Origin of the sequence: Rhizobium sp. RAF36 (assembly GCF_052114105.1) — a bacterium.
Lineage (GTDB): Bacteria > Pseudomonadota > Alphaproteobacteria > Rhizobiales > Rhizobiaceae > Rhizobium.
In genome coordinates this window covers 269605-290488 of the sequence record NZ_JBFREC010000006.1, presented here as the reverse complement: position 1 = coordinate 290488, position 20884 = coordinate 269605, and the positions used below count along the sequence as shown (strand labels likewise).

Annotated in this window: 24 protein-coding genes; 11 read left to right on the top strand and 13 right to left on the bottom strand. The window is 60.9% G+C overall.

All coding sequences use genetic code 11. The features are described from left to right. Positions 1-78: 78 nt before the first annotated feature. From AB4Z25_RS21595 to AB4Z25_RS21585, 3 genes are all read right to left on the bottom strand, one after another. Positions 79-1032 carry an ABC transporter substrate-binding protein gene (locus tag AB4Z25_RS21595; protein WP_112385814.1) on the bottom strand — a complete coding sequence of 318 codons (954 nt, stop codon included), beginning with the start codon at positions 1030-1032 and terminating at the stop codon, positions 79-81. Positions 1033-1121: 89 nt separating this feature from the next. Then, the gene (gene rlmN, locus AB4Z25_RS21590) at positions 1122-2351 is read right to left on the bottom strand and encodes a 23S rRNA (adenine(2503)-C(2))-methyltransferase RlmN (protein WP_112385815.1); all 1230 of its coding nucleotides are present in this window, start codon (positions 2349-2351) and stop codon (positions 1122-1124) included. A gap of 228 nt (positions 2352-2579) precedes the next feature. After that, entirely contained in the window at positions 2580-3098 is a 519-nt protein-coding gene (locus AB4Z25_RS21585; protein WP_112385816.1) for an invasion associated locus B family protein, read from the bottom strand. Between the two features lie 337 nt (positions 3099-3435). Between AB4Z25_RS21585 and AB4Z25_RS21580 the strand changes: the two genes are divergently transcribed. After that, positions 3436-3996, top strand: coding sequence for a sigma-70 family RNA polymerase sigma factor (locus AB4Z25_RS21580; protein ID WP_112540482.1), 561 nt, complete (start codon positions 3436-3438; stop codon positions 3994-3996). On the opposite strand, the gene AB4Z25_RS21575 is transcribed toward AB4Z25_RS21580, so the two are convergent. Both AB4Z25_RS21575 and AB4Z25_RS21570 read right to left on the bottom strand, forming a co-directional pair. Beyond that, the gene (locus AB4Z25_RS21575) at positions 3993-4382 is read right to left on the bottom strand and encodes a YkvA family protein (protein ID WP_112385818.1); all 390 of its coding nucleotides are present in this window, start codon (positions 4380-4382) and stop codon (positions 3993-3995) included. The two genes, AB4Z25_RS21580 and AB4Z25_RS21575, sit on opposite strands and share 4 nt — an antisense overlap. A 50-nt stretch (positions 4383-4432) precedes the next feature. Then, the gene (locus AB4Z25_RS21570; RefSeq protein WP_112540481.1) at positions 4433-4741 is read right to left on the bottom strand and encodes a 4a-hydroxytetrahydrobiopterin dehydratase; all 309 of its coding nucleotides are present in this window, start codon (positions 4739-4741) and stop codon (positions 4433-4435) included. Positions 4742-4777: 36 nt separating this feature from the next. Between AB4Z25_RS21570 and AB4Z25_RS21565 the strand changes: the two genes are divergently transcribed. Beyond that, positions 4778-5278, top strand: a complete 501-nt coding sequence (locus AB4Z25_RS21565) for a low molecular weight protein-tyrosine-phosphatase (RefSeq protein ID WP_112540480.1) — start codon at positions 4778-4780, stop codon at positions 5276-5278. Here the strand turns inward: AB4Z25_RS21565 and thpR are convergent. After that, positions 5185-5778 (bottom strand): RNA 2',3'-cyclic phosphodiesterase, encoded by a 594-nt coding sequence (gene thpR, locus AB4Z25_RS21560; RefSeq protein WP_112517775.1) that lies wholly within the window; start codon positions 5776-5778, stop codon positions 5185-5187. The genes AB4Z25_RS21565 and thpR overlap by 94 nt on opposite strands. Positions 5779-5846: 68 nt before the next feature. Continuing rightward, entirely contained in the window at positions 5847-6491 is a 645-nt protein-coding gene (locus AB4Z25_RS21555) for an arylesterase (RefSeq protein WP_112385822.1), read from the bottom strand. Positions 6492-6544: 53 nt separating this feature from the next. On the opposite strand from AB4Z25_RS21555, the gene AB4Z25_RS21550 reads away from it, so the two are divergent. The 3 genes from AB4Z25_RS21550 to AB4Z25_RS21540 all read left to right on the top strand — a co-directional run bounded on the left by AB4Z25_RS21550 (position 6545) and on the right by AB4Z25_RS21540 (position 10715). Beyond that, positions 6545-7252 (top strand): ABC transporter ATP-binding protein, encoded by a 708-nt coding sequence (locus AB4Z25_RS21550; RefSeq protein WP_112540479.1) that lies wholly within the window; start codon positions 6545-6547, stop codon positions 7250-7252. After that, the gene (locus AB4Z25_RS21545; protein ID WP_112540478.1) at positions 7249-9792 is read left to right on the top strand and encodes an ABC transporter permease; all 2544 of its coding nucleotides are present in this window, start codon (positions 7249-7251) and stop codon (positions 9790-9792) included. Before AB4Z25_RS21550 ends, AB4Z25_RS21545 begins: the two co-directional genes overlap by 4 nt. A 194-nt stretch (positions 9793-9986) precedes the next feature. Then, positions 9987-10715 carry a Bax inhibitor-1/YccA family protein gene (locus tag AB4Z25_RS21540; RefSeq protein WP_112540477.1) on the top strand — a complete coding sequence of 243 codons (729 nt, stop codon included), beginning with the start codon at positions 9987-9989 and terminating at the stop codon, positions 10713-10715. Positions 10716-10864: 149 nt separating this feature from the next. Here the strand turns inward: AB4Z25_RS21540 and AB4Z25_RS21535 are convergent, their stop codons facing one another. Beyond that, positions 10865-11101, bottom strand: coding sequence for a hypothetical protein (locus AB4Z25_RS21535; protein WP_207225207.1), 237 nt, complete (start codon positions 11099-11101; stop codon positions 10865-10867). Positions 11102-11363: 262 nt separating this feature from the next. Here AB4Z25_RS21535 and AB4Z25_RS21530 point away from each other — a divergent pair, with 262 nt between their 5' ends. Continuing rightward, positions 11364-11921: a GNAT family N-acetyltransferase gene (locus AB4Z25_RS21530; RefSeq protein ID WP_112540510.1), complete on the top strand. Its 558-nt coding sequence runs from the start codon at positions 11364-11366 to the stop codon at positions 11919-11921. 3 nt (positions 11922-11924) lie between these two features. On the opposite strand, the gene AB4Z25_RS21525 is transcribed toward AB4Z25_RS21530, so the two are convergent. The 3 genes from AB4Z25_RS21525 to acnA form a co-directional block, all read right to left on the bottom strand. Beyond that, positions 11925-12326, bottom strand: a complete 402-nt coding sequence (locus tag AB4Z25_RS21525) for a DUF2794 domain-containing protein (protein WP_112540476.1) — start codon at positions 12324-12326, stop codon at positions 11925-11927. Positions 12327-12602: 276 nt separating this feature from the next. Beyond that, positions 12603-13343 (bottom strand): DUF1223 domain-containing protein, encoded by a 741-nt coding sequence (locus tag AB4Z25_RS21520; RefSeq protein ID WP_112385827.1) that lies wholly within the window; start codon positions 13341-13343, stop codon positions 12603-12605. Between the two features lie 220 nt (positions 13344-13563). Continuing rightward, a complete protein-coding gene (gene acnA / locus AB4Z25_RS21515; RefSeq protein ID WP_112540475.1) occupies positions 13564-16254 on the bottom strand; it encodes an aconitate hydratase AcnA in 2691 nt (896 codons plus the stop codon). 261 nt (positions 16255-16515) lie between these two features. Here acnA and ccmA point away from each other — a divergent pair, with 261 nt between their 5' ends. The 5 genes from ccmA to AB4Z25_RS21490 all read left to right on the top strand — a co-directional run bounded on the left by ccmA (position 16516) and on the right by AB4Z25_RS21490 (position 19648). Then, complete coding sequence (gene ccmA / locus AB4Z25_RS21510) at positions 16516-17163, top strand: heme ABC exporter ATP-binding protein CcmA (RefSeq protein WP_112540474.1); 648 nt, start codon at positions 16516-16518, stop codon at positions 17161-17163. 232 nt (positions 17164-17395) lie between these two features. Next, positions 17396-18055, top strand: coding sequence for a heme exporter protein CcmB (gene ccmB, locus AB4Z25_RS21505; protein WP_112385831.1), 660 nt, complete (start codon positions 17396-17398; stop codon positions 18053-18055). A gap of 58 nt (positions 18056-18113) precedes the next feature. Beyond that, a complete protein-coding gene (locus tag AB4Z25_RS21500; protein WP_112517784.1) occupies positions 18114-18875 on the top strand; it encodes a heme ABC transporter permease in 762 nt (253 codons plus the stop codon). A 3-nt stretch (positions 18876-18878) separates the two neighbouring features. Further along, positions 18879-19046 carry a heme exporter protein CcmD gene (gene ccmD / locus AB4Z25_RS21495; protein WP_112540473.1) on the top strand — a complete coding sequence of 56 codons (168 nt, stop codon included), beginning with the start codon at positions 18879-18881 and terminating at the stop codon, positions 19044-19046. Then, complete coding sequence (locus tag AB4Z25_RS21490) at positions 19043-19648, top strand: DsbE family thiol:disulfide interchange protein (protein ID WP_112540472.1); 606 nt, start codon at positions 19043-19045, stop codon at positions 19646-19648. The genes ccmD and AB4Z25_RS21490 overlap by 4 nt, the downstream gene beginning before the upstream one ends. On the opposite strand, the gene AB4Z25_RS21485 is transcribed toward AB4Z25_RS21490, so the two are convergent. Both AB4Z25_RS21485 and AB4Z25_RS21480 read right to left on the bottom strand, forming a co-directional pair. Next, positions 19645-20232, bottom strand: a complete 588-nt coding sequence (locus AB4Z25_RS21485) for a DUF2585 domain-containing protein (RefSeq protein WP_112540471.1) — start codon at positions 20230-20232, stop codon at positions 19645-19647. The genes AB4Z25_RS21490 and AB4Z25_RS21485 overlap by 4 nt on opposite strands. Beyond that, entirely contained in the window at positions 20229-20873 is a 645-nt protein-coding gene (locus tag AB4Z25_RS21480; RefSeq protein WP_112540470.1) for a septation protein A, read from the bottom strand. The genes AB4Z25_RS21485 and AB4Z25_RS21480 overlap by 4 nt, the downstream gene beginning before the upstream one ends. Between the last annotated feature and the right edge of the window lie 11 nt (positions 20874-20884).

Sequence of the window (20884 nt, the reverse complement as noted above, 5' to 3'; positions counted from 1 at the left end):
GCGGGTCTTAAAATACCAAACCGCCCCCGTTTAGAAACAGGGGCGGCTAAACGCAATATCGAAAGCGACGGTTTCGGTTTACTCGACGACGCGGTTGGCGCGCTTCAGCACGCTTTCCGGCAGCGTCACGCCCATCTTTTCGGCGGCCTTCTTGTTGACGACGAGGTCGCTACCGGCAGCAACCTTGACGGCAATGTCGCCCGGGTTCTCACCCTTGAGAATGCGCACGACGATATCGCCGGTCTGCTTGCCGACATCGTAGTAGTTGAAGCCGAGGGCGGCGATCGAGCCGCGCGAGACGGAATCGGTGTCGGCGGTGAAGAGCGGCAGCTTCGCTTCCTCGGCAACGGCAACCGCGCCTTCGAGAGCCGAGATGATCGTGTTGTCGGTCGGCACGTAGATGACGTCAGCACGGCCGACAAGCGCGCGGGCGGCGCCCTGAACTTCCGCCGACTTGGTGGCGGCGGATTCAACGACCTTGAGGCCGGCCTTCTCGGCTTCCGTCTTCAGCACGGCCAACAGCGATACGGAGTTGGCTTCGCCCGAATTGTAGAGATAGCCGATCGACTTCACGTTCGGCAGGATTTCCTTGATCAGCGCGATATGCTCGGCAACCGGCGACATGTCGGACAGACCGGTAACGTTGCCGCCCGGCTTGTCCATGTCCTTCACCAGCTGTGCGCCGAGCGGATCGGAAACCGCGGTGAAGACGACAGGAATATCGCGCGTCGAGGAAACGACGGCCTGCGCCGACGGCGTGGAGATCGGTACGATGACGTTCGGATCTTCGCCGGCGAACTGGCGGGCGATCTGCGCTGCCGTTGCCGGGTTGCCCTGTGCGGATTCGAACAGGAACTTGAGGTTCTCGCCTTCCTTGTAGCCGGCAGCCGCCAGCGTGTCCTGCACGCCCTTGCGAACGGCATCGAGTGCCGGATGCTCGACGATCGCCGTCACGGCAACCGTGACGTCTTCAGCCTTTGCAGGCAGGGTAAGGGCAAGGGTCGCCGCAACGGCGAGCAAGATCGAACGCATAGAGTCCTCCATAGATTATCAGGCGCTTCTAGAAAAAGACGAAGGCCCGATCAATCGCAAAGAACTGTTAGAAGGATCAAACTTGCTGATCAGTCGTCCGCGCCGTGATTGGCAATCATCATCGCTTCGAAGGCGAGACGCTCGGTCTTGCGCATGCGCTCGGATTCCGACTTTAGCTGCCCGCAGGCTGCAAGAATATCGCGGCCGCGCGGCGTGCGGATCGGCGAGGCGTAGCCGGCCGAATTGATGAAATCGGCAAACTTCTCGATCTGCGCCCAATCCGAACACTGATAGTTGGTGCCCGGCCACGGGTTGAACGGGATCAGGTTGATCTTCGCCGGAACACCCTTCAGTAGCTGGATCAACCCCTTCGCGTCTTCCAGACTGTCATTGACGTCCTTCAGCATCACATATTCGAAGGTGATGCGGCGGGCGTTGGAAAGACCCGGATACTTCCGGCAGGCGTCGATCAGTTCCTTCAGCGGATACTTCTTGTTGATCGGCACCAGGATGTCGCGCAGGTCGTCGCGAACGGCGTGCAGCGAGATCGCCAGCATGACGCCGATCTCGTCGCCGGTGCGGAAGATCTCAGGCACGACGCCGGATGTGGACAGCGTGACGCGGCGCTTCGAGAGCGACAGTCCATCGCCATCCGTCGCGATCAGCAGCGCCTGCTTGACGGCATCGAAATTGTAGAGCGGCTCGCCCATGCCCATCATCACGATATTGCTGACCTTGCGGCCCTCGGCCGGCATGATCGTGCCCTGCGGTGCCTCGCGATCCGGGAAGTCGCCCAGCCGGTCGCGGGCAAGCAGCAGCTGCGAGAGAATTTCCTCCGCTGTCAGGTTGCGCACCAGGCGCTGCGTGCCGGTGTGACAGAAGGAACAGGTGAGCGTGCAGCCAACCTGACTGGAAATGCAGAGCGTGCCGCGGCCTTCTTCGGGAATATAGACGGCTTCGATCTCGACGGGACGCCCGGCGCCGCGCGGCGGAAAGCGCAGCAGCCATTTGCGGGTACCGTCGTTGGAAACCTGCTCCTCGACGATTTCAGGACGGGCGATCGTGAAATGCTGCTTCAGCGTTTCGCGCATATCCTTGGAGATATTCGCCATATGATCGAAATCGGAGACGCCGCGCACATAGATCCAGTTCCAGAGCTGGCTGACGCGCATCTTGATCTGCTTTTCCGGCACGCCCTTTTCGCGCAGCGCATCGGCCATCTGCTCGCGCGACAAACCGATCAGCGAGGGCTTCTCGTCGCTGATCTGGGGGCGCGGCGCCTGCGGCTTGGTAACGGCCATAGCATCCATGACGGACATAGTTTCTCGATCCCGAAATCAAAACTGGACGCATCCCGGTAAGCCGGAAGACTTGGCGGGTGACATCGGCAGTTCGCAGAAAATTGAATGCGGAGCTACGGGCAAAGCCGCAATCGTTCCGCCATTGCGCGGGGCTTTATCATCATTTTCCCCGCACGTCACTATAGATGGAAACGGCAAAGGCCGGCGCAAGGCCGGCCTTCGAATTCTTCGATCGAGCGCAAGAGCTTACTTGCAGCTTTCGATCTGCTTCAGCGCCGCCGAAATGCCGGACAGCGAATAGGCGTAGGACGTGCCGGTGCCCTTGCGCGAGACAGCTGTGACCGTCATCGAGTGACCGCCCTTCATCGCCGCCACGAGAGCGGGCTCCTGAGCTGCATTCTCGACCCAGCCCGCCTTGTCCTTGGTGAACATGACGAAGGTCTTGTTGTCGATGACAACGTTGATCTTGGAATTTTCCTTGACCGTGTAGCCCATCATCGCCTGCGGCTCGTAGGAAATGTTCTGGCCCGGGCGCTGCGATACGATGAAGAAGTTATCACCATGATCGACGCTTGCCGGCTGCTTCGTTGTCGGAACGGACAGTACGTAGCAGACGGTGCTGTTGCCCTGCTTGTAGGAATAGGCGCCCCAAGCCTGGAACTGCTGGATGCGGGTCGGCGCCGAGGCTCCGCCCTGCTGCGCTCCTGCGACTCCGGCCGTGATGAGAACGAGAGCGAGAGCGGGTGCGATACTTTTTACAAACATTGATTTCCTGCCGGTTCTTGCGATTCAGCGCCCGATCAGAGCGGGCAGCGCTTTCGTCACGATCTGCTTTATTTTGACTTAATTCAGGTTACCAAAGCGTCAACGGAGACCGTGATTTGTCTCCACCTGTGTCATTTAGGCCTGTGTGTCAACGTTCGGCTTGGTGCGGCTGCCTGCGGTGATGTTATGCGTCGATGACATCGCGTCATCCCTTCGAGAGCAATTTAAGACATAAAGATTCAGGCAAGAGTTTGACCTTTCGAAAATCCGTTGTACCTCATTAAGGTATTGGAAATTCGTCCAAGAATTGCCTGAGCCAGGGGGAACGTGACCGGACATGGATGCTGAGGAAAAACAGCGTTTCGCTGCCCTCGCAAAAGCTGTCGCCGATCAGCGGGACCAGCAGGCTTTCTCCGTCCTGTTCGATTATTTCGCGCCGAGGCTGAAATCTTGGCTGCTTCGCCAACGCATGCCCGCAACCGAGGCAGAAGAGTTGGTCCAGGAAGTGATGATCGTGCTCTGGCACAAGGCCGGTCTCTACGATCCGGCGCGCTCTTCGCTATCCACCTGGCTGTTCCGCATCGCCCGCAACCGCCGCATCGACCTGCAGCGGCGCGCCAGGGCTCGCGTCCTTGATGAAGACGACCCGACACTGCAACCGGCTGCCGAAATCGGTGCCGACGAGGCGGTCGCCAATGATGACCGCGATGCCCATGTGCGCGCCGCGGTCAGCCAGCTGCCGGAGGAGCAGCGCGAGATGCTGCGCGCCGCCTTCTTCCTCGGGCAATCGCATTCGGAAATCGCCGAAGCCACGGGACTGCCGCTCGGAACGGTGAAATCGAGGATCAGGCTCGCCTTCGGCAAGCTCAAGAAGGTTCTGGACGCGGAAACCGCCTAGACGGTCTTCATGCCCTCGGGCTGATCGGCAAGGGCGCGATCGGCAGCCTCATAGTGCTTGGGCTTCATATGGCCGCTGACAAGCGCAAAGGCGGCCGACAGCACGGCAATGTCGTCGGAGAAGCCGACAACCGCGAAAATATCCGGGATCATGTCGAACGGCAGAACGAAATAGGCGAGTGCTGCCAACAGGATGCCGCGGACGCGCGCAGGCGTCGCCGGGTCGGTGGCGCAATAGAAAGCAGCAACGACATCGCGCGAGAAGGGAATCTGCCGGACGGCGCGCTTGAAGGTCGGCCAGAACTTCTTGCGCACGGCCTTTTCCCGGCGGCTCTGGGTTTCCTCATCGCCGGGCAGCAGGATCTCACCGTATTTGACGTCGTCCATTCCGATCTCCTCAAAATGCATGGCCTGATATGGTGACTGCCGGACGCGATTCAATTGTTCGCGTTCAGACCGGCCGCCTTGTCCATTGCCTTGGCCAGTTTGAAATCAAGCTCGGTCAGCCCGCCGGCATCGTGCGTGTTAAGCGTCACGTCGACCCGCGAATAGACATTGAACCATTCCGGATGGTGATTGAGCTTCTCGGCCGAAAGCGCCGACTGCGCCATGAAGCCGAACGCTTCGACGAAGCTGCCGAACTTGAAGGTTTTGGAGATCGACTTGCCGTCCTCGGCAAGCGCCCATCCTGCGACTGCTGCCAGATGCTCGTCGATTGCGCGGCGTTCCAGTTTTTCCATCTTCATGTCATTGTCCTCCGATCACCTTTCATAGGTCTCTTCATGAAACGCGTCAGCATCCTGTTTGTTTGCATGGGCAATATCTGCCGGTCGCCCCTGGCGGAAGGAATCTTCCGCCATGCCGCGGCAGAGGCCGGGCTCTCGGACAAGTTTGCCATCGATGCGGCCGGAACGGGCGGCTGGCACGAAGGCGACCCGCCAGACCGGCGATCAGCCGCAACAGCCAGACAGCACGGGATCGACATATCCGCACAAAGGGCACGCCGCATCCGCAGCGAAGACTTCGCGGCATTCGATCTGGTTATCGCGATGGACCGGAACAACGTGGCCGAGCTTCGGCGCGCATCACCGAACGCCCGCAACATCCACCTTTTCGGCGACATCGCCCTCGGCACCGGCGAAGATATTCCGGACCCCTATTACGGTGGTCCGGAAGGCTTCGAGAATGTCTATGCCAGGCTCTTGGCCGGCTGCATGAAATTGCTTGGCGAACTCGGCGCCGACAGCGCTTCATGGAGCGGGAAGACCTCTTCCGTCAGATAAGGCCCGCCGCCGACCGAATCCCGCGACGAGAGCAGGACGAAGCGCGGCACGGTGAAAGTCGACGTCTGGAAATTGCCGCGGCCCGAGAGGTAGTGAACCACGTCATCGACGCGCGACGACTTCAGGCGGGCAAGCGTCACATGCGGCGTAAACTTGCGGGGATCGGGCGGAAGGCCGATCCTCTGGCAGATACGCTCGATCTCGCCCTGAAGAGCATACATCTCGGGTGAAGGCGATACACCCGCCCAAACCGAGTGCGGCTTCTTGGAACCGAAAGCGCCGATACCATCGAGCCTGATCTGGAATTCCGGGCGGTCGATCCTGTCCAGCCGCTCGACGATCTCGTCAGCGGTGCGGCCATCGACATCACCGATGAAGCGCAAAGTGACGTGGTAATTCTCCACATCGATCCATCGGGCACCGGGAAGACCACCGCGCAGCAATGAAAGGCTCATCGCCGCATTGCGCGGAATTTCGAGGGCGGTAAAAAGTCTCGGCATAACGAGCACTCCCCGAATCTTTTGCAGGTGCTAACACGGAATCACGCAATGGTGAGCCGCGCAAGCCCCTATTTCTTCACAGTAGAAATCGTCCCGATGAAATTTGTGACAGCCGGCTCCATCTTCTGAACCATGACATCCACTCCCTTGGAATTAGGGTGCATACCGTCCTCAAGTTTAAGGCTGGGGTCTAGCACAACGCCATCAAGGAAAAAGGCGTAGAGCGGAACCTGATGTTTTTGCGCCAGTTTCTCGAAGATCGGATTGAACCGAGCAGCATAGTCCGCCCCCATGTTCGGCGGCGCGATCATGCCGGCAAGCAGGACCGGAATACCTCTGTTCTTTAGCCGGGCAATGATTTCATCAAGGTTTCGCTCGGTTTCCTCGGGCGCGATCCCCCGAAGCGCATCATTGGCGCCGAGCTCGAGGATGACGCCGCTCGTTCCGTCGGGAACCGACCAGTCGACCCGCGCAAGCCCTCCGGTCGAGGTGTCGCCGGAAACGCCGGCATTGGTGATCGCGACATCGACGCCTTTCGCTTTGAGTGCGGCCTGCAGCTTCTCGGGAAAGCCGTCTCCCGGCGGCAGCTGGAACCCGGCCATGAGGCTATCACCGAAGCCGACGAGGTTGATTGTCGCGGCATTTGCCAGTGTAGCGGCAAGCAGAGAGCCCGCAATGACAGCGATGTGAAGCAGGCCAACTTTAAATCTCATTCCGCTTTCCCTAAATTGTCGAAGTCTTTGGGATTTATATAGGGCTATTTTCTTTGGCAAAAACCATCATCGAGCTGAAGCACGCGGATTTGACATTGGGCAACGCCGCGGCGTCGGTCCACGTGCTGAAAGGCATCGACCTGACGATCGAGGCCGGCGAATCCGTCGGCATCGTCGGGCCATCGGGATCCGGCAAGTCGACGCTGCTGATGGTGCTTGCCGGTCTGGAAAGGCTCGATAGCGGTGAAATCCACATTCAGGACACGCCGCTCCACGCCATGAGCGAAGATCAGCTGGCTGATTTCCGCGGCCGGAACATCGGCATCGTTTTCCAGTCCTTCCATCTGATCGCCAACATGACGGCGCTCGAGAATGTCGCAGTGCCCCTCGAGCTTGCCAACGTGCCCAACCCGTTCGAGATCGCCCAGCGCGAATTGCGCTCCGTCGGTCTCGGCGAGCGGCTGAACCACTATCCGGGCCAGCTCTCGGGCGGCGAGCAGCAGCGTGTTGCGATCGCCCGGGCGCTGGCGCCGTCTCCCGCTCTTCTGATCGCCGACGAACCGACCGGCAACCTCGATACCGAGACCGGCCGCCAGATCGCTGATCTGCTGTTCGCCAAGCAGGCCGAGCGCGGCATGACCCTGCTGCTCGTCACCCATGACAATGCGCTTGCCAGCCGCTGCTCGCGGCAGATCCGGGTGCGCTCCGGCAAGATCGAAGGCGACAGCCCGGCACGCCAGTCTGCGGCAGTCCTCGCATGACCCTGATCACGCCGCGCGCGTCACTCGCCTTCCGCCTGGCCCTTCGCGAGCTTCGCGGCGGCCTCAGGGGCTTCTACATCTTCCTCGCCTGTATCGCGCTCGGCACCGGCGCGATCGCCGCCGTCAATTCCGTCTCGACCTCGATTACCGACACGATCGCGTCGCAAGGGCAGGAACTTCTTGCCGGCGACGTCCGCTTCGAGCTCAACAATCGCGAGGCATCGCCGGATGAGATGAATTTCCTGCGCGGCTTCGGCAAAGTCTCGATCTCGACGGGGCTGCGTTCGATGGCGAGAAAACCTGACGGTTCCGACCAGGCGCTGGTCGAGGTCAAGGCCGTCGATGACGCCTACCCGCTCTATGGCACGTTCCAATCGGAGCCCGATTATTCGCTGGCGGCCCTGCTCTCCGACCAAAGCGGCACCTATGGCGCGGTAGCCGCCCCGCTGCTGCTTCAGCGCCTTGGCCTTGCCGTCGGCGACGAAATTCTGCTCGGCAACGCAACGCTCAGCATCACGGGAACCGTCAAGACAGAGCCGGACGCGCTCTCCGAGGGCTTCGGCTTCGCGCCACGGCTGATCGTCAGTCGCGCCGCGCTGCAGGCTTCGGGACTGATCCAGACCGGCAGCCTCGTCGAGCATGCCTACAAGATCAAGCTGGATGATCCCGGCGAAATTGGCGCAGTGCGCGAACGCGCTGCGAAGGAGTTTCCCTCCGCTGGCTGGTCGATCCGCACCAGCGATCGCGCTGCGCCATCGCTGACTGAGAATATCACCCGTTTCTCCCAGTTCCTGACGCTGGTCGGCCTTACCGCGCTGATCGTCGGCGGCGTCGGCGTTGCCAACGCGGTCCGGGCCTTTCTCGACTCCAAGCGGACGACGATCGCCACCTTCAAATGCCTTGGCGCGCCCGCGTCGGTCGTAGTGCTCGTTTATCTGTTCCAGATCGCCATCATCGCCTTCGCTGGCATCCTGATCGGTCTGGCGCTCGGCGCCATCTCGCCTGTGATCGCCGCCCAATTCCTGGCCCAGTTCCTACCGGTCTCGACGGCACCGGCGCTCTATCCGGGCGCGCTGCTGCTGGCCGCTGTCTTCGGCATCCTGACGACGCTGGCCTTTGCCATCCTGCCGCTGGGACATGCCCGCGAAGTTCCCGCAACGGCTCTGTTCCGCGAACAGGGCTTCGAAGCCCGTGCCCTTCCCTCCTGGCCCTATATCCTGCTGGCCGCCGTCTTCATGGCAGCACTTGCCGGACTGGCGATCGTCACCGCCTATGACCGCTTCATCGCCGTGGTCTTCGTCGGCGCCATCGTCTTCGCCTTCGTGATTCTGCGCGCCGTCGCCGCCCTGATCGCCTGGCTGGCGAAGCGCAGTCCACGCGTCAATTCGCCGGCGTTGCGTCTGGCAATCGGCAATATCCACCGCCCCGGCGCCCTCACGCCCTCTGTCGTGCTCTCGCTGGGCCTCGGGCTGGCGCTCTTGGTAACGCTGACGCTGATCGACGGCAATCTGCGCCAGCAGCTGACTGGCCGCATGGCAGGCGGCGCGCCGAATTTCTTCTTCGTCGACATCCAGAGTGCCCAGGTGGAGAGCTTCCGCAACCTGATCAAGCAGCAGGCGCCTGATGGCAAGCTGGTGGAAGTGCCGATGCTGCGAGGCCGCATCCTGGCCTTCAACGGCGAAGACGTCACCAAGCGCAAGGTGCCGCCGGCAGGGCAATGGGTCCTGCGCGGCGACCGCGGCATCACCTATTCCGAAAACATCCCCGAGAATGCCACACTCACAGATGGCAGCTGGTGGCCAAAGGATTACAGCGGCGAGCCGCAGGTTTCCTTTTCCGCCGAAGAGGCAGGCGAACTCGGCCTCAAGATTGGCGATACCGTCACTGTCAACGTGCTGGGCAGAAACATCACCGCGCGGATCACCAACCTGCGCAAGGTCCAGTGGGAATCACTGTCGCTGAACTTCGTGATGGTCTTTTCGCCGAATACGTTCCGTGGCGCCCCGCATGCCTGGCTGGCAACGCTGACCGATCCCTCGGCAAGCGCGACCGAAGAGACAGCGATCCTGAAGACTGTCACCAACACCTATCCGACGGTGACAAGCGTCCGCGTCAAGGATGCGATCGATATCGTCAATCAGCTGGTCGGGCAGCTTGCGACCGCGATCCGCGCGGCGGCGTCGGTCGCACTCATTGCCTCCATCCTGGTGCTGGCAGGCGCGCTCGCCGCCGGAAACCGGGCCCGGACGCACGATGCGGTGGTGTTGAAAACGCTAGGCGCAACGCGCGCCATGCTCATCCGCGCCTTCAGTTACGAGTATCTGATCCTCGGCGCGGCCACCGCCATCTTCGCGCTTCTGGCAGGCGGCGTGGCAGCATGGTTCATCGTCAGCCGTATCATGCGGCTACCCTCCGCCTTCCTCCCGGATGTCGCGGGTCTGACGATCGTCACCGCCCTGGTGCTGACCGTCGGGATCGGCCTGATCGGAACCTGGCGCATCCTCGGCCAGAAGGCGGCACCCGTTCTGCGCGAGCTCTAGGGCTGGCACTGGTAATGCAGCGCCCGATAAAATAGCTTCACCTTACGGCGATTTAACCCCGCCGTCGGTTGCAAGGGCCTTGTTTGCAAAGGGCGAAAGCCTCATATTGACCGCAGGCATGCTGGAGCTCCGCAGCGGCGCCCGGGTCGCAAAGCCCGACACCGTATTCACATCGGAGCTTGTAAGAGGAAACTATGGCTGACCTTCGTAACTACCAAAGCCGGGCGCAGACTGGCGAGATGATCGACCAGGGGCTGCGCTCCTATATGCTCAAGGTCTACAACCTGATGGCGCTGGGTCTGGCGATCACGGGTGTAGCCGCCTTTCTGTCTTTCCAATTCGCCTTTGCCGACGGTCAGCTGACCGCCTTTGGCCAGGCCATCTATCTGAGCCCGCTGAAGTGGGTCGTCATCCTGGCTCCTCTGGCCATGGTGTTCTTCCTGAGCTTCCGGATCAACCGCATGAGCGTTTCGGCCGCGCAGACCACCTTCTGGATCTACGCCGCGCTGGTGGGTCTGTCGCTCTCGTCTCTGCTGCTGATCTATACCGGCCAGAGCGTGGTGCAGACATTCTTCATCACCGCCGCCTCGTTCGGCGCACTGTCGCTCTACGGTTATTCGACCAAGCGTGATCTCTCGGCCATGGGCTCGTTCCTGGTGATGGGTCTGTTCGGCCTGATCATCGCGTCGATCGTGAACATCTTCCTGGGCTCGTCTGCCCTTCAGTTCGCGATCTCCGTGATCGGCGTCCTGATCTTCGCCGGCCTGACGGCCTACGATACGCAGCGGATCAAGGAAATGTACTACGAAGCCGATGGTGCCGAAGTCATGGGCCGCAAGGCGATCATGGGCGCGCTGACGCTCTATCTCGACTTCATCAACCTGTTCATGTTCCTTCTGCAGTTCATGGGTAACCGCAAGTAAGACGGAACTGTTGACGGCCAGACCGTCTGGCCGAATGCGAGACAACCGAGCCGCCTGCAACAGAGATGTTGCAGGCGGTTTTGTTTTTCGGAGTGTGGATTGGGCGCTGTGGTCACGCAGCTGGCAAATAGCGGCCAGCCTTGCGCTTCTTAAAGCTTGCGCGCCGCCAGGCGCCGACGGTCGAGCGCAACATGGTCGGAGCCGCGCTTCGTCAGGCGAAATTGCCGCTTCTGGAACTCGCCGCGAATCTCGATAAAGCCCTTCTCCTCGGCTTCGTTCAAGGTCTTCAGGCTGGTGCCCTCAGGGGGAGACTGCCAATCAATGCCGACGGCGGCGTGCAGCAAAACCAGGATCTTGATAATGGCGTTTCTCCATGGCTGACGCATGCGGCCGATCTGCCGCCTGACGCAAAGGCCTGTTCCGCGAAAGCTGTTCTCTAGAAGCTCTGGCGGGTTCGGTCAACTCGCCGGCCTTGGCCACCACACGGCTGTCATCTCCGGCTTGCCGGAACAGAAGGCAGCGGAACAATCACGACGACGGCAGGCAAGTGCCCTGCATGGTCCAGATATCCTTATTCGCTTTTCCTGTTGCCAAATCTCGCGCCGGATGGTTTTCAGCCTGAACCACATTCCAGACATCGGCCGCCCAATGACCGTTAATCTCCGCGATATCGCCATCTCCGACCTCGATGCCATCACCGCGATTTACCGTGAGGCGGTGCTGTCAGGCGTCGCCAGCTACGAGATTGCCCCGCCGGAACGTCAGGAGATGGCCACGCGGCTGGCTGCCATAACGGGCCAGGGCTACCCCTATCTCGCCGCCATTGACGAAGACGGCGTGCTGCTGGGCTATGCCTATGCATCCGCGTTCCGCACCCGCCCGGCTTACCGATGGATGGTCGAGGATTCGATCTATCTGGCGCCGGAGGCCCGGGGAAAGGGCGTTGGCAAGACGTTGCTCGCGGAACTGATTGCCCGCTGCACGGCGCTTGGCTTCCGGCAGATGGTCGCCGTGATCGGCGGAGCCCATCCGGCATCGATCGCGCTGCATCGTTCATTGGGTTTCGAGGAAACCGGCCTGCTCAAGGGTACCGGCTACAAGCACGGCCGCTGGCTGGACACCATGCTCATGCAGCGGCAGCTGGGCGAGGGAAAGGATACCGATCCGGACCCCTCGGTCTATCCAGGCAGCCTTTACAAGGGCTGACGGCTATTTGTCGACGAGCTTCAGCACCTTGTCGAACACCTTCAGCACCTGCTGCAGCTCGTGGCCGCGCTTCAGGATCATGCCGTTGGTGTTGACGACGGAATAGGCGCCCTGCTTGTTGGCAAGCTTGGGGTCTTTCTCGATGGTGAAGAGCGGCATTTCGCCGGAGCGCTTGAAGACGGAGAACACCGCCTTATCCTTCATGTGGTCGATTGCGTAGTCTTTCCACTCGCCCTCACCGACCATGCGGCCGTAGACCCACAGGATCGCATCCAGCTCTCGCCGGTGAAAGGTCACCGGCAACGGATCCTTATTCTGCTTGTATTCTTTAAGATCGACGACGACTGAGGAACTATTGTCGGCGGAACGGTGATCGCCATGCCGCAAATCCGGCTGATCTGTCATCAGTCTCCCAAGGCCTCTCGCTTATGACAGGAGAGTGACAGTTTGCCCGACCCGCCGCAAATTGCAAGTGCGGCCAGTCATCACATTAAGCATATGCTATGCAATCTCCTGAGCGCCGCAATTCAGTCAAAACAGCGCCTCATTTGCAGGGGAAATTCCGCTCACCGATTTGGCGCCAGCGCGCCAAAGGGCCCGGCTGAGCGTATCGACCTTAACCCCAGCCCCGAATACGATTAGCCGGGCCGCCCCGTTTTCCATCCTGAACGGATGAAACTTTCAGATATTTTTCCCGGCCATGACGACGGTTGCGCCCAGGATCGCGGCCGGATCACCGTCAGCCGTAGCAGCCTGTAACAGGATTGCACAGCCTTCAAGGTCGGCCTTTTGCAGAACCGTTGCAGGTAAAGTCAGGCTTGTTGCCTTTCCGTCCCACATTCCGACAGTTTCAATGTCGCTTACGCTGTTGATATAGGAAATCTTCTGGCCGCTGTTTTCGCCCTTCTCGACGTCGATGGTCTTTTCCTTGTCGAAATAGACCATCACCACATTGGCTTTCCCCTGGCCGGCGCCAATCTTGATCTCCAGCTCATCGCCCCGCATCTGCGCATCGATAGGGACATTCAGCCCCTTGCCGTCGGTCGAAAAGCCATCGATCTTGCCGTTGATCGCCGAGAGATCGGAGCCGGTCATATGATCACGGCCGTTGACGACGACCTGCGGCGTGTAAACGTTGCTGCGGCCGAGCATGCGGGCATAGCCGTACTGACGCTCGGTGTTCTGCTTGGAACTCAGCGTGTCGGTCCAGCCGAGATAGTTCCAGTAATCGACATGATAGGCGAGCGCGATCACATTGCCCTGGCCAACGATCTTGCGAAATGCGGCATCGGCAGGCGGACAAGATGAGCAGCCCTGCGAGGTAAACAGTTCAACGACGCCCTTCGGCTTGCCGTCTTCGGCTTGAAGTGGTGCTGCGAGCACCAGACCGGCAATCAGCGAAATCAAAAAACGCGGCGACATTGCAACCTCTTTATCCAGGACATCGGGCGAACGAAGGCCGCGCGGCCTGATTGACGACCGTAGAGATAATCCTTCCGGTTCCAAACGGGAAGTAACGAAGGGGTGAGACATCCCCGCCCGCCGCCATGCCGGGAACACATCGCCGTGAGCCCCGTCCCCGCAAAGAAAAACCGCCGGAGATTGCTCCCCGGCGGCGATTATCATGTGCTTGTCTTAAGAATTAAGCAGCGAGGTCGCGCAGAACCGTCTGCAGGATGCCGCCGTTGTTGAGGTAGATGACCTCATCGAGCGTATCGACACGCGACAGCAGCGGGACGTCCTTCACCGAGCCGTCGCCGTAAGTGATCTTGGCGATCTTCTTTTCGCGCGGCTTGATGTTCTCGAGACCTTCGATCGTGACGATTTCATCGCCCTTGAGGCCGAGGCTTGCCCAGGTCGTGCCTTCTTCGAAGACGAACGGGATGATGCCCATGCCGACCAGGTTCGAGCGATGGATGCGCTCGAAGGACTGGGCGATGACGGCCTTGACGCCGAGCAGGTTGGTGCCCTTCGCAGCCCAGTCGCGCGACGAGCCGTTGCCGTATTCGACACCCGCGAAGATGACGAGCGGAACGCCCTCGGCCTTGTACTGCATGGCCGCGTCGTAGATCGATTCCTCTTCCTTCGACGGGTAATGGATGGTGTAGCCACCTTCCTTGCCGTTCGGGCCGAGCATGTGGTTGCGGATGCGGATGTTGGCGAAGGTGCCGCGCATCATCACTTCATGGTTGCCGCGGCGCGTGCCGTACTGGTTGAAGTCTGCAACGCCGACATTGTGCTCGATGAGGTAGGCACCGGCAGGAGACGCCGCCTTGATCGAACCGGCCGGGGAAATGTGGTCGGTGGTGATCTTGTCGCCGAAGAGACCGAGAACGCGCGCACCCTTGATGTCGGAAATGCCCGTGCCGGTCTTGCCCATGCCGACGAAATACGGCGGGTTCTGAACGTAGGTCGAGTTGTCGTCCCAGGCGTAGGTCTGGCCCGGAGGAACCTGAACGGCCTGCCAGTTCACGTCGCCCTTGAACACGTCGGCGTACTTCGTTTCGTAAAGTTCGCGGGTGACGTATTTCTGGATGAATTCCTGGATCTCGTGCGAGGTCGGCCAGATGTCCTTCAGATAGACCGGGTTGCCGTTCTGGTCTTCACCGATCGGCTCCTTGGTCAGGTCCTTCTGGACCGTGCCGGCGAGCGCATAGGCGACGACGAGCGGCGGGGACGCGAGGTAGTTCGCCTGAACGTCTGGAGAAATACGGCCTTCGAAGTTGCGGTTGCCCGAAAGCACGCCCGAAACAATCAGACCCTTGTCGTTGATCGTCTTCGAGACTGGCGCCGGCAGCGGACCAGAGTTGCCGATGCAGGTCGTGCAGCCGAAGCCGACGAGGTTGAAGCCGAGCTTGTCGAGATCAGCCTGCAGGCCCGACTTCGCCAGGTATTCGCCAACGACCTGCGATCCAGGTGCCAGCGAGGTCTTGACCCACGGCTTGGTCTTCAGGCCCTTGGCTACGGCGTTGCGGGCGAGAAGGCCGGCAGCGATCAGAACCGACGGGTTGGAGGTGTTGGTGCAGGAGGTGATCGCCGCAATGGCGACGTCGCCATGACCAAGATCAAAATCGGTGCCTTCGACCGGGTAGCGGTTCGAGAGCTGGCCTGGCTTCTTGTAGTCGGCGTCCATCGAACCGGCGAAACCGGCAGCGATGTTTTCGAGCGGGATGCGGCCTTCCGGGCGCTTCGGGCCGGCCATGGCAGGTACGACGTCGCCGAGGTCGAGTTCCAGCGTATCGGTGAAGACGAGGTCGGAACCATCGCCATCGCGCCACATGCCCTGAGCCTTGGAATAGGCTTCGACGAGCGCGATACGCTCCTTGGTGCGGCCGGAAACGTTGAGATAGTTGATGGTTTCGCCGTCAACCGGGAAGAAACCGCAGGTCGCGCCATATTCCGGACCCATGTTGCCGATCGTCGCGCGGTCGGCGAGCGGCATGTTGTCCATGCCCGGGCCGAAGAATTCGACGAACTTGGAAACCACGCCCTTCTTGCGCAGCATCTGCACGACCATCAGCACGAGGTCGGTCGCGGTGACGCCTTCCTTGAGCTTGCCGGTGAGCTTGAAGCCGATGACCTCAGGCAGAAGCATCGAGACTGGCTGGCCGAGCATGGCTGCTTCGGCTTCGATACCGCCAACGCCCCAACCGAGAACGCCGAGACCGTTGATCATCGTCGTGTGGCTGTCGGTGCCGACGCAGGTATCCGGATAAGCGATCGTTTCGCCATCCTCTTCCTTCGTCCAGACGGTCTGGCCGAGATATTCGAGGTTGACCTGGTGACAGATGCCGGTGCCCGGAGGAACGACGCGGAAATTCTTGAATGCCTGCTGGCCCCACTTCAGGAAGCGGTAGCGCTCGCCGTTGCGCTGGTATTCCAGCTCGACGTTCTTGGCAAAAGCCTGCGGCGTGCCGAATTCGTCAACGATGACGGAGTGGTCGATGACGAGATCGACGGGAACCAGCGGATTGATCTTCTCGGGGTCGCCACCGAGCGAAACCATCGCGTCGCGCATTGCGGCGAGGTCGACGACGGCGGGAACGCCGGTGAAGTCCTGCATCAGCACGCGCGCCGGGCGATAGGCGATTTCGTTTTCGACGGTGCCCTTGTTGTTCAGCCACTCGGCAACGCCGAGGATGTGCTCCTTGGTGACCGACTGGCCATCCTCGAAGCGCAGCAGGTTCTCCAGCAGAACCTTCATCGAATAGGGAAGCTTCGAAACGCCCGGAAGACCATTCGCCTCAGCCTTGGGAAGGCTGTAATAGACGTAGTCCTTACCATCGACAGTGAGGGTGGAGCGACAATTGAAGCTGTCAAGAGACTTAGACACGAGATACCCCGTTTCTGATAGCCAACACAGTCGTGCGAACGCCTATGCACTTAATGCACATCAGGATGCGGGTACGGCCATTTCCGCTGTCCGCACGTGGAAAGAATATTCCATGTTCGGCGCAAGGATGAAGTTCACGCCGACCGCTGGCGTGGTTGCGGGTCTTATAGATAATTTCTAAGAAGGGTGCCAGATACTGCGTGGCCCATTTCGGACATTTTTTGCGTCGCGATGACTAAAATCTTAATCAACGGAAACGCCATGCATCTGACTGCCGAAAATCTCTCAGCACGCCGCGGCGAAGACCTGATTTTCAAGGATATCTCGTTCCGCATCGAAGCCGGCGAAGCACTGGTTTTGACAGGGAAAAATGGATCAGGAAAGTCCACTTTACTGCGTGTCGCGGCAGGACTTCTGCGGCCCGAAAACGGCAGCGTCCGTTTCGCTGATTCGCAGGGCTCTTCGGACCATCGCGCCAGCGAAATCAGCCACTATCTCGGCCACCGCAACGCGATGAAAAGCGAGCTCATGGTCGCCGAAAACCTGACCTTCTGGCAGGACTTTCTCGGCAACGCTTTCGGTGGCGAGGGATTGCCGATCATGGAGGCCGCGGAAGCCGTCGGCCTCCCCGGCATCACCCACCTCCCCTTCGGCTATCTCTCCGCCGGCCAGCAACGCCGCTTCGCCTTCGCCAAACTGCTGGTCGCCTACCGTCCGGTGTGGATCCTGGACGAACCGACCGCCGCCCTCGACGCGAGTGCGGACAGGATGTTTGCGGAATTAATCGCAACGCATCAGAAGAAGGGCGGGATCGTGCTGGCTGCGACGCATCAGCCGCTGGGGCTGGAGAATGCGAGGGAATTGCGGATGACCGGATTTGCCGGGGTGGATCAGGGGGTGTGGGGATGAGGAATACAGTCAGCCCCGGCGCCAGCATTACCCCCCTCTGCCCTGCCGGGCATCTCCCCCACAAGGGGAGAGATCGGCTGGGCGCCGCTCGTTCTCCTGTTATTATTTGGCTGAGCCGCCGCAACAGGTCGATCTCCCCCCTTGTGGGGGAGATGTCCGGTAGGACAGAGGGGGGTGTCCAGCGCGAAAAGGCCAACGAAACGATTGCCTCGCCAGTCAGAGAGCCCCTCCAATGACCGCCCTCTTCCTCCGCGACCTGAAGCTCTCGATCCGCGCGGGCGGCGGTGCGCTCATCGGCGTCTTGTTCTTCCTGACCGTCGTCGCCGTCATCCCCTTCGGCGTCGGCCCCGATCTCAACCTGCTTTCCCGCATCGGCCCAGCCATTGTCTGGATCGGCGCACTGCTATCGGCGCTTCTCGGCCTCGACCGCCTGTTCCAGGCCGAGCGCGACGACGGATCGCTGGATCTTCTGCTGATGCAGGAAACGCCGCTGGTACTCACCGTCCTCGTCAAATGCCTCGCTCACTGGACCGCCACCAGTCTGCCGCTGGTTATCGCCTCGCCGCTGCTCGGCCTCTTCATGAACATGAACGAGACGGCGATCGGCGCCACGATGCTGACGCTGCTGGTCGGCTCGCCCGCCATCACCTTCATCGGCGCCGTCGGCGCAGCCGTCGCCGTTGCCCTGCCGCGCGGCGGGTTGCTGGTCTCGATCCTCGTGCTGCCGCTCGCCATCCCGGTGCTGATCTTCGGCGTCAGCGCCAGCTATGCGGCCGTCGAGGATCCGGCACCCTTCCTGCCGCCCTTCCTTATTCTCATCGCATTGACGCTGTTCTTTGCGGTCATCGGCCCGGCAGCGGCAGCGCTGGCACTCAGAAACACGTCGGATTGATCATGGCGTTGACCGGCATCAATTGCGGGAAGTACCCGTTCAAGGTAAAGAACCGCTCATGAGCGAAACAAGCCTTGCCATCAGCAAATTCAGCGACCTCGCGAACCCCACGCGGTTCCTGGCGCTGGCACAACGCATCATTCCCTGGATGGCTGGCATCACGGCTCTCTGTCTGGCCGTGGGGCTGTATCTCAGCTTCGCGACCGAGGGTGACTACCAGCAGGGCGAAACCGTCCGCATCATGTACATCCATGTGCCCTCGGCCTGGCTGGCGATGATGTGCTACACGGTCATGAGCATCTCGGCGATCGGCACGCTCGTCTGGCGCCACCCGCTGGCCGACGTCGCAGCCAAGTCCGCGGCACCGCTCGGCGCCGCCTTCACCCTGCTTGCGCTCGTCACCGGCTCGCTCTGGGGCAAGCCGATGTGGGGGACCTGGTGGGTATGGGATGCCCGCCTGACTTCTGTCTTCGTGCTCTTCCTCATGTATCTCGGCCTGATCGCGCTGAATCGCGCCATCGACGATCCCTCGAAGGCTGCCCGTGTCGTTGCAGTGCTGATCCTCGTCGGCTTCGTCAACATCCCGATCATCAAGTTCTCGGTCGAATGGTGGAACACGCTGCACCAGCCGGCAAGCGTCATGCGCCTCGACGGCCCGGCGATCGATCCGGAATTCCTGCGCCCGCTCTTCGTCATGGCCATCGGATTCACACTGCTGTTCTTCACGCTGCACATCATGGCGATGCGCAACGAGATCTGGCGCCGCCGTGTCGCCGCCCAGCGTCGCCTTGCGGCCCGTCTGGCAAGCCGCGAGGACTGATCGATGTCTCACGCTTTCTACGTCTATAGCGCCTACGGCTTCGCTGCCATCATCACCATAGCTGTCACGATCTGGATCTGGGCCGATGGCCGCGCACGCCAGAAGGAACTCGCCGCTCTGGAAGCGTCCGGCATCCGCCGCCGCTCTGCACGGCCGAAGGGCAGCGAATGAGCGCGCCCGAAACCCAGCCGGCCGCCCGCCGCGGCCTCAGCCGCTATGCCGTGGCATTGATCCCACTCGTGGTCTTCGGCGGCATCGCCGCCACCGCCGGGAAAATGCTCTACGACCAGGATTTCCACGGCAAGGATATTTCCGAAATCCCCTCGGCGCTACTCGGCACCAAGGCACCGTCACTCAACCTCGCCCCGCTTGAAGGCTCGAACCTTCCGGCGCTCACCGATGCGGCCGTGAAGGGCAAGCTGACGCTCGTCAACGTCTTTGCCTCCTGGTGCATACCCTGCCGCCAGGAGCATCCGATCCTGAAGCAGCTGGCCGCCGACGGCAGGCTGAACATTGTCGCCATCAACTACAAGGACAAGAGTGCGAACGCGCTCCAGTTCCTGAACGAGCTCGGCAACCCCTTCAACGCCATCGGCGTCGATCCGAACGGCAAGGCAGCAATCGACTGGGGTGTCTATGGCGTTCCTGAAAGCTACCTCGTCGGCCCCGATGGCACGATCCTCTACAAGCGCGTCGGCCCCTTCGACGAGATCAGCATGAAGGAAGGGCTGCTTCCGGCAATGGAGAAGGCCCTGGGGAAACCGGCGTCCTAAACTGCACTCTGCCAGGCCTTCACAGCCTCGACCGGCCAGACCAGCATCAAGACATTGAGCGTCAGGTTGTCCCGGATCATATAGCCGGTGAAAATCTCGAAGAAGATGGCGATCGCCACCGTCAGGGCCACCGGCGCACGCGCGGCGAAGAAGAAACCGACGACCATGAAGACCGCATCCATCGCCGAATTGAGAATGCTGTCGCCGTAGTAATCGAGCGAGATCGTCGCGGCGCGATAACGGTCGATGATGATCGGCGAATTCTCGAGCAGTTCCCAACCGGATTCGATCACAAGCGCCAGCAGCAATCTCGCGCCGATCGGCTTGTCGCGCAGAACGAGGTGCGCAAGCCCGTAAAACAGGAAGCCGTGAATGATGTGGGACGGCGTGTACCAGTCGGACAGATGCTGGGAATTGCCGCTGGAATTGACGGTACCTTCCCAGAGCTTGACGTAACCGCAGGTGCAGATCGGCGTGCGGCCCATGAAATACTCGGCCACGATCTGCGCCAGAAGCACGCCCGCGCAGGCGATGAACCAGAAGTTCTGATGTTTCGTCCGCTCAGCCGTACCGTCGAAGCTCACTTGTCGGTCTCTCCGGCGGGCTGCACCGTATGTTTCAGGATCAGCGGCATCTGCGCCATGGTGAAGATGATGGTAACAGGCATCGTGCCCCAGACCTTGAAGGCGATCCAGAAGTCATCGGAGAAATTCCGCCATACGACTTCATTGAGCACGGCCAGAAACAGGAAGAAGATGCCCCACCGCAGCGTCAGCTTGCGCCATCCCTCAGCATCGAGCTGGAAGGCGGCATTGAAGACATAGCCGAGCAAGGACTTGCCGAAGGCAAGGCCGCCCAGCAGCGCCACACCGAACAGCGCGTTGACGATCGTCGGCTTCATCTTGATGAAGGTTTCGTTCTGCAGATAGATCGACAGCGAGCCGAAGATCAGGACGACGATACCGGAGACGAAGGGCATGATCGGCAGATGGCCGAGGATGATCTTCGAGGCAACTAGCGAAATGACTGTCGCGGCCATGAACAGGCCGGTGGCGACGAACAGTGGACCGCCAAGTTCGCTCAGAGCCGGAAAACGGTCGACCAACCACTGGCCGCGAAGGTTGGCGAAGAAGAAGATCAGCAGCGGGCCGAGCTCAAGCGCCAGCTTCAGCATCGGGTGATGCCGGTCGGCGGAAGAGGGCGTGATATCGCTTTCGGTGGTCATGCGTGCGTCGA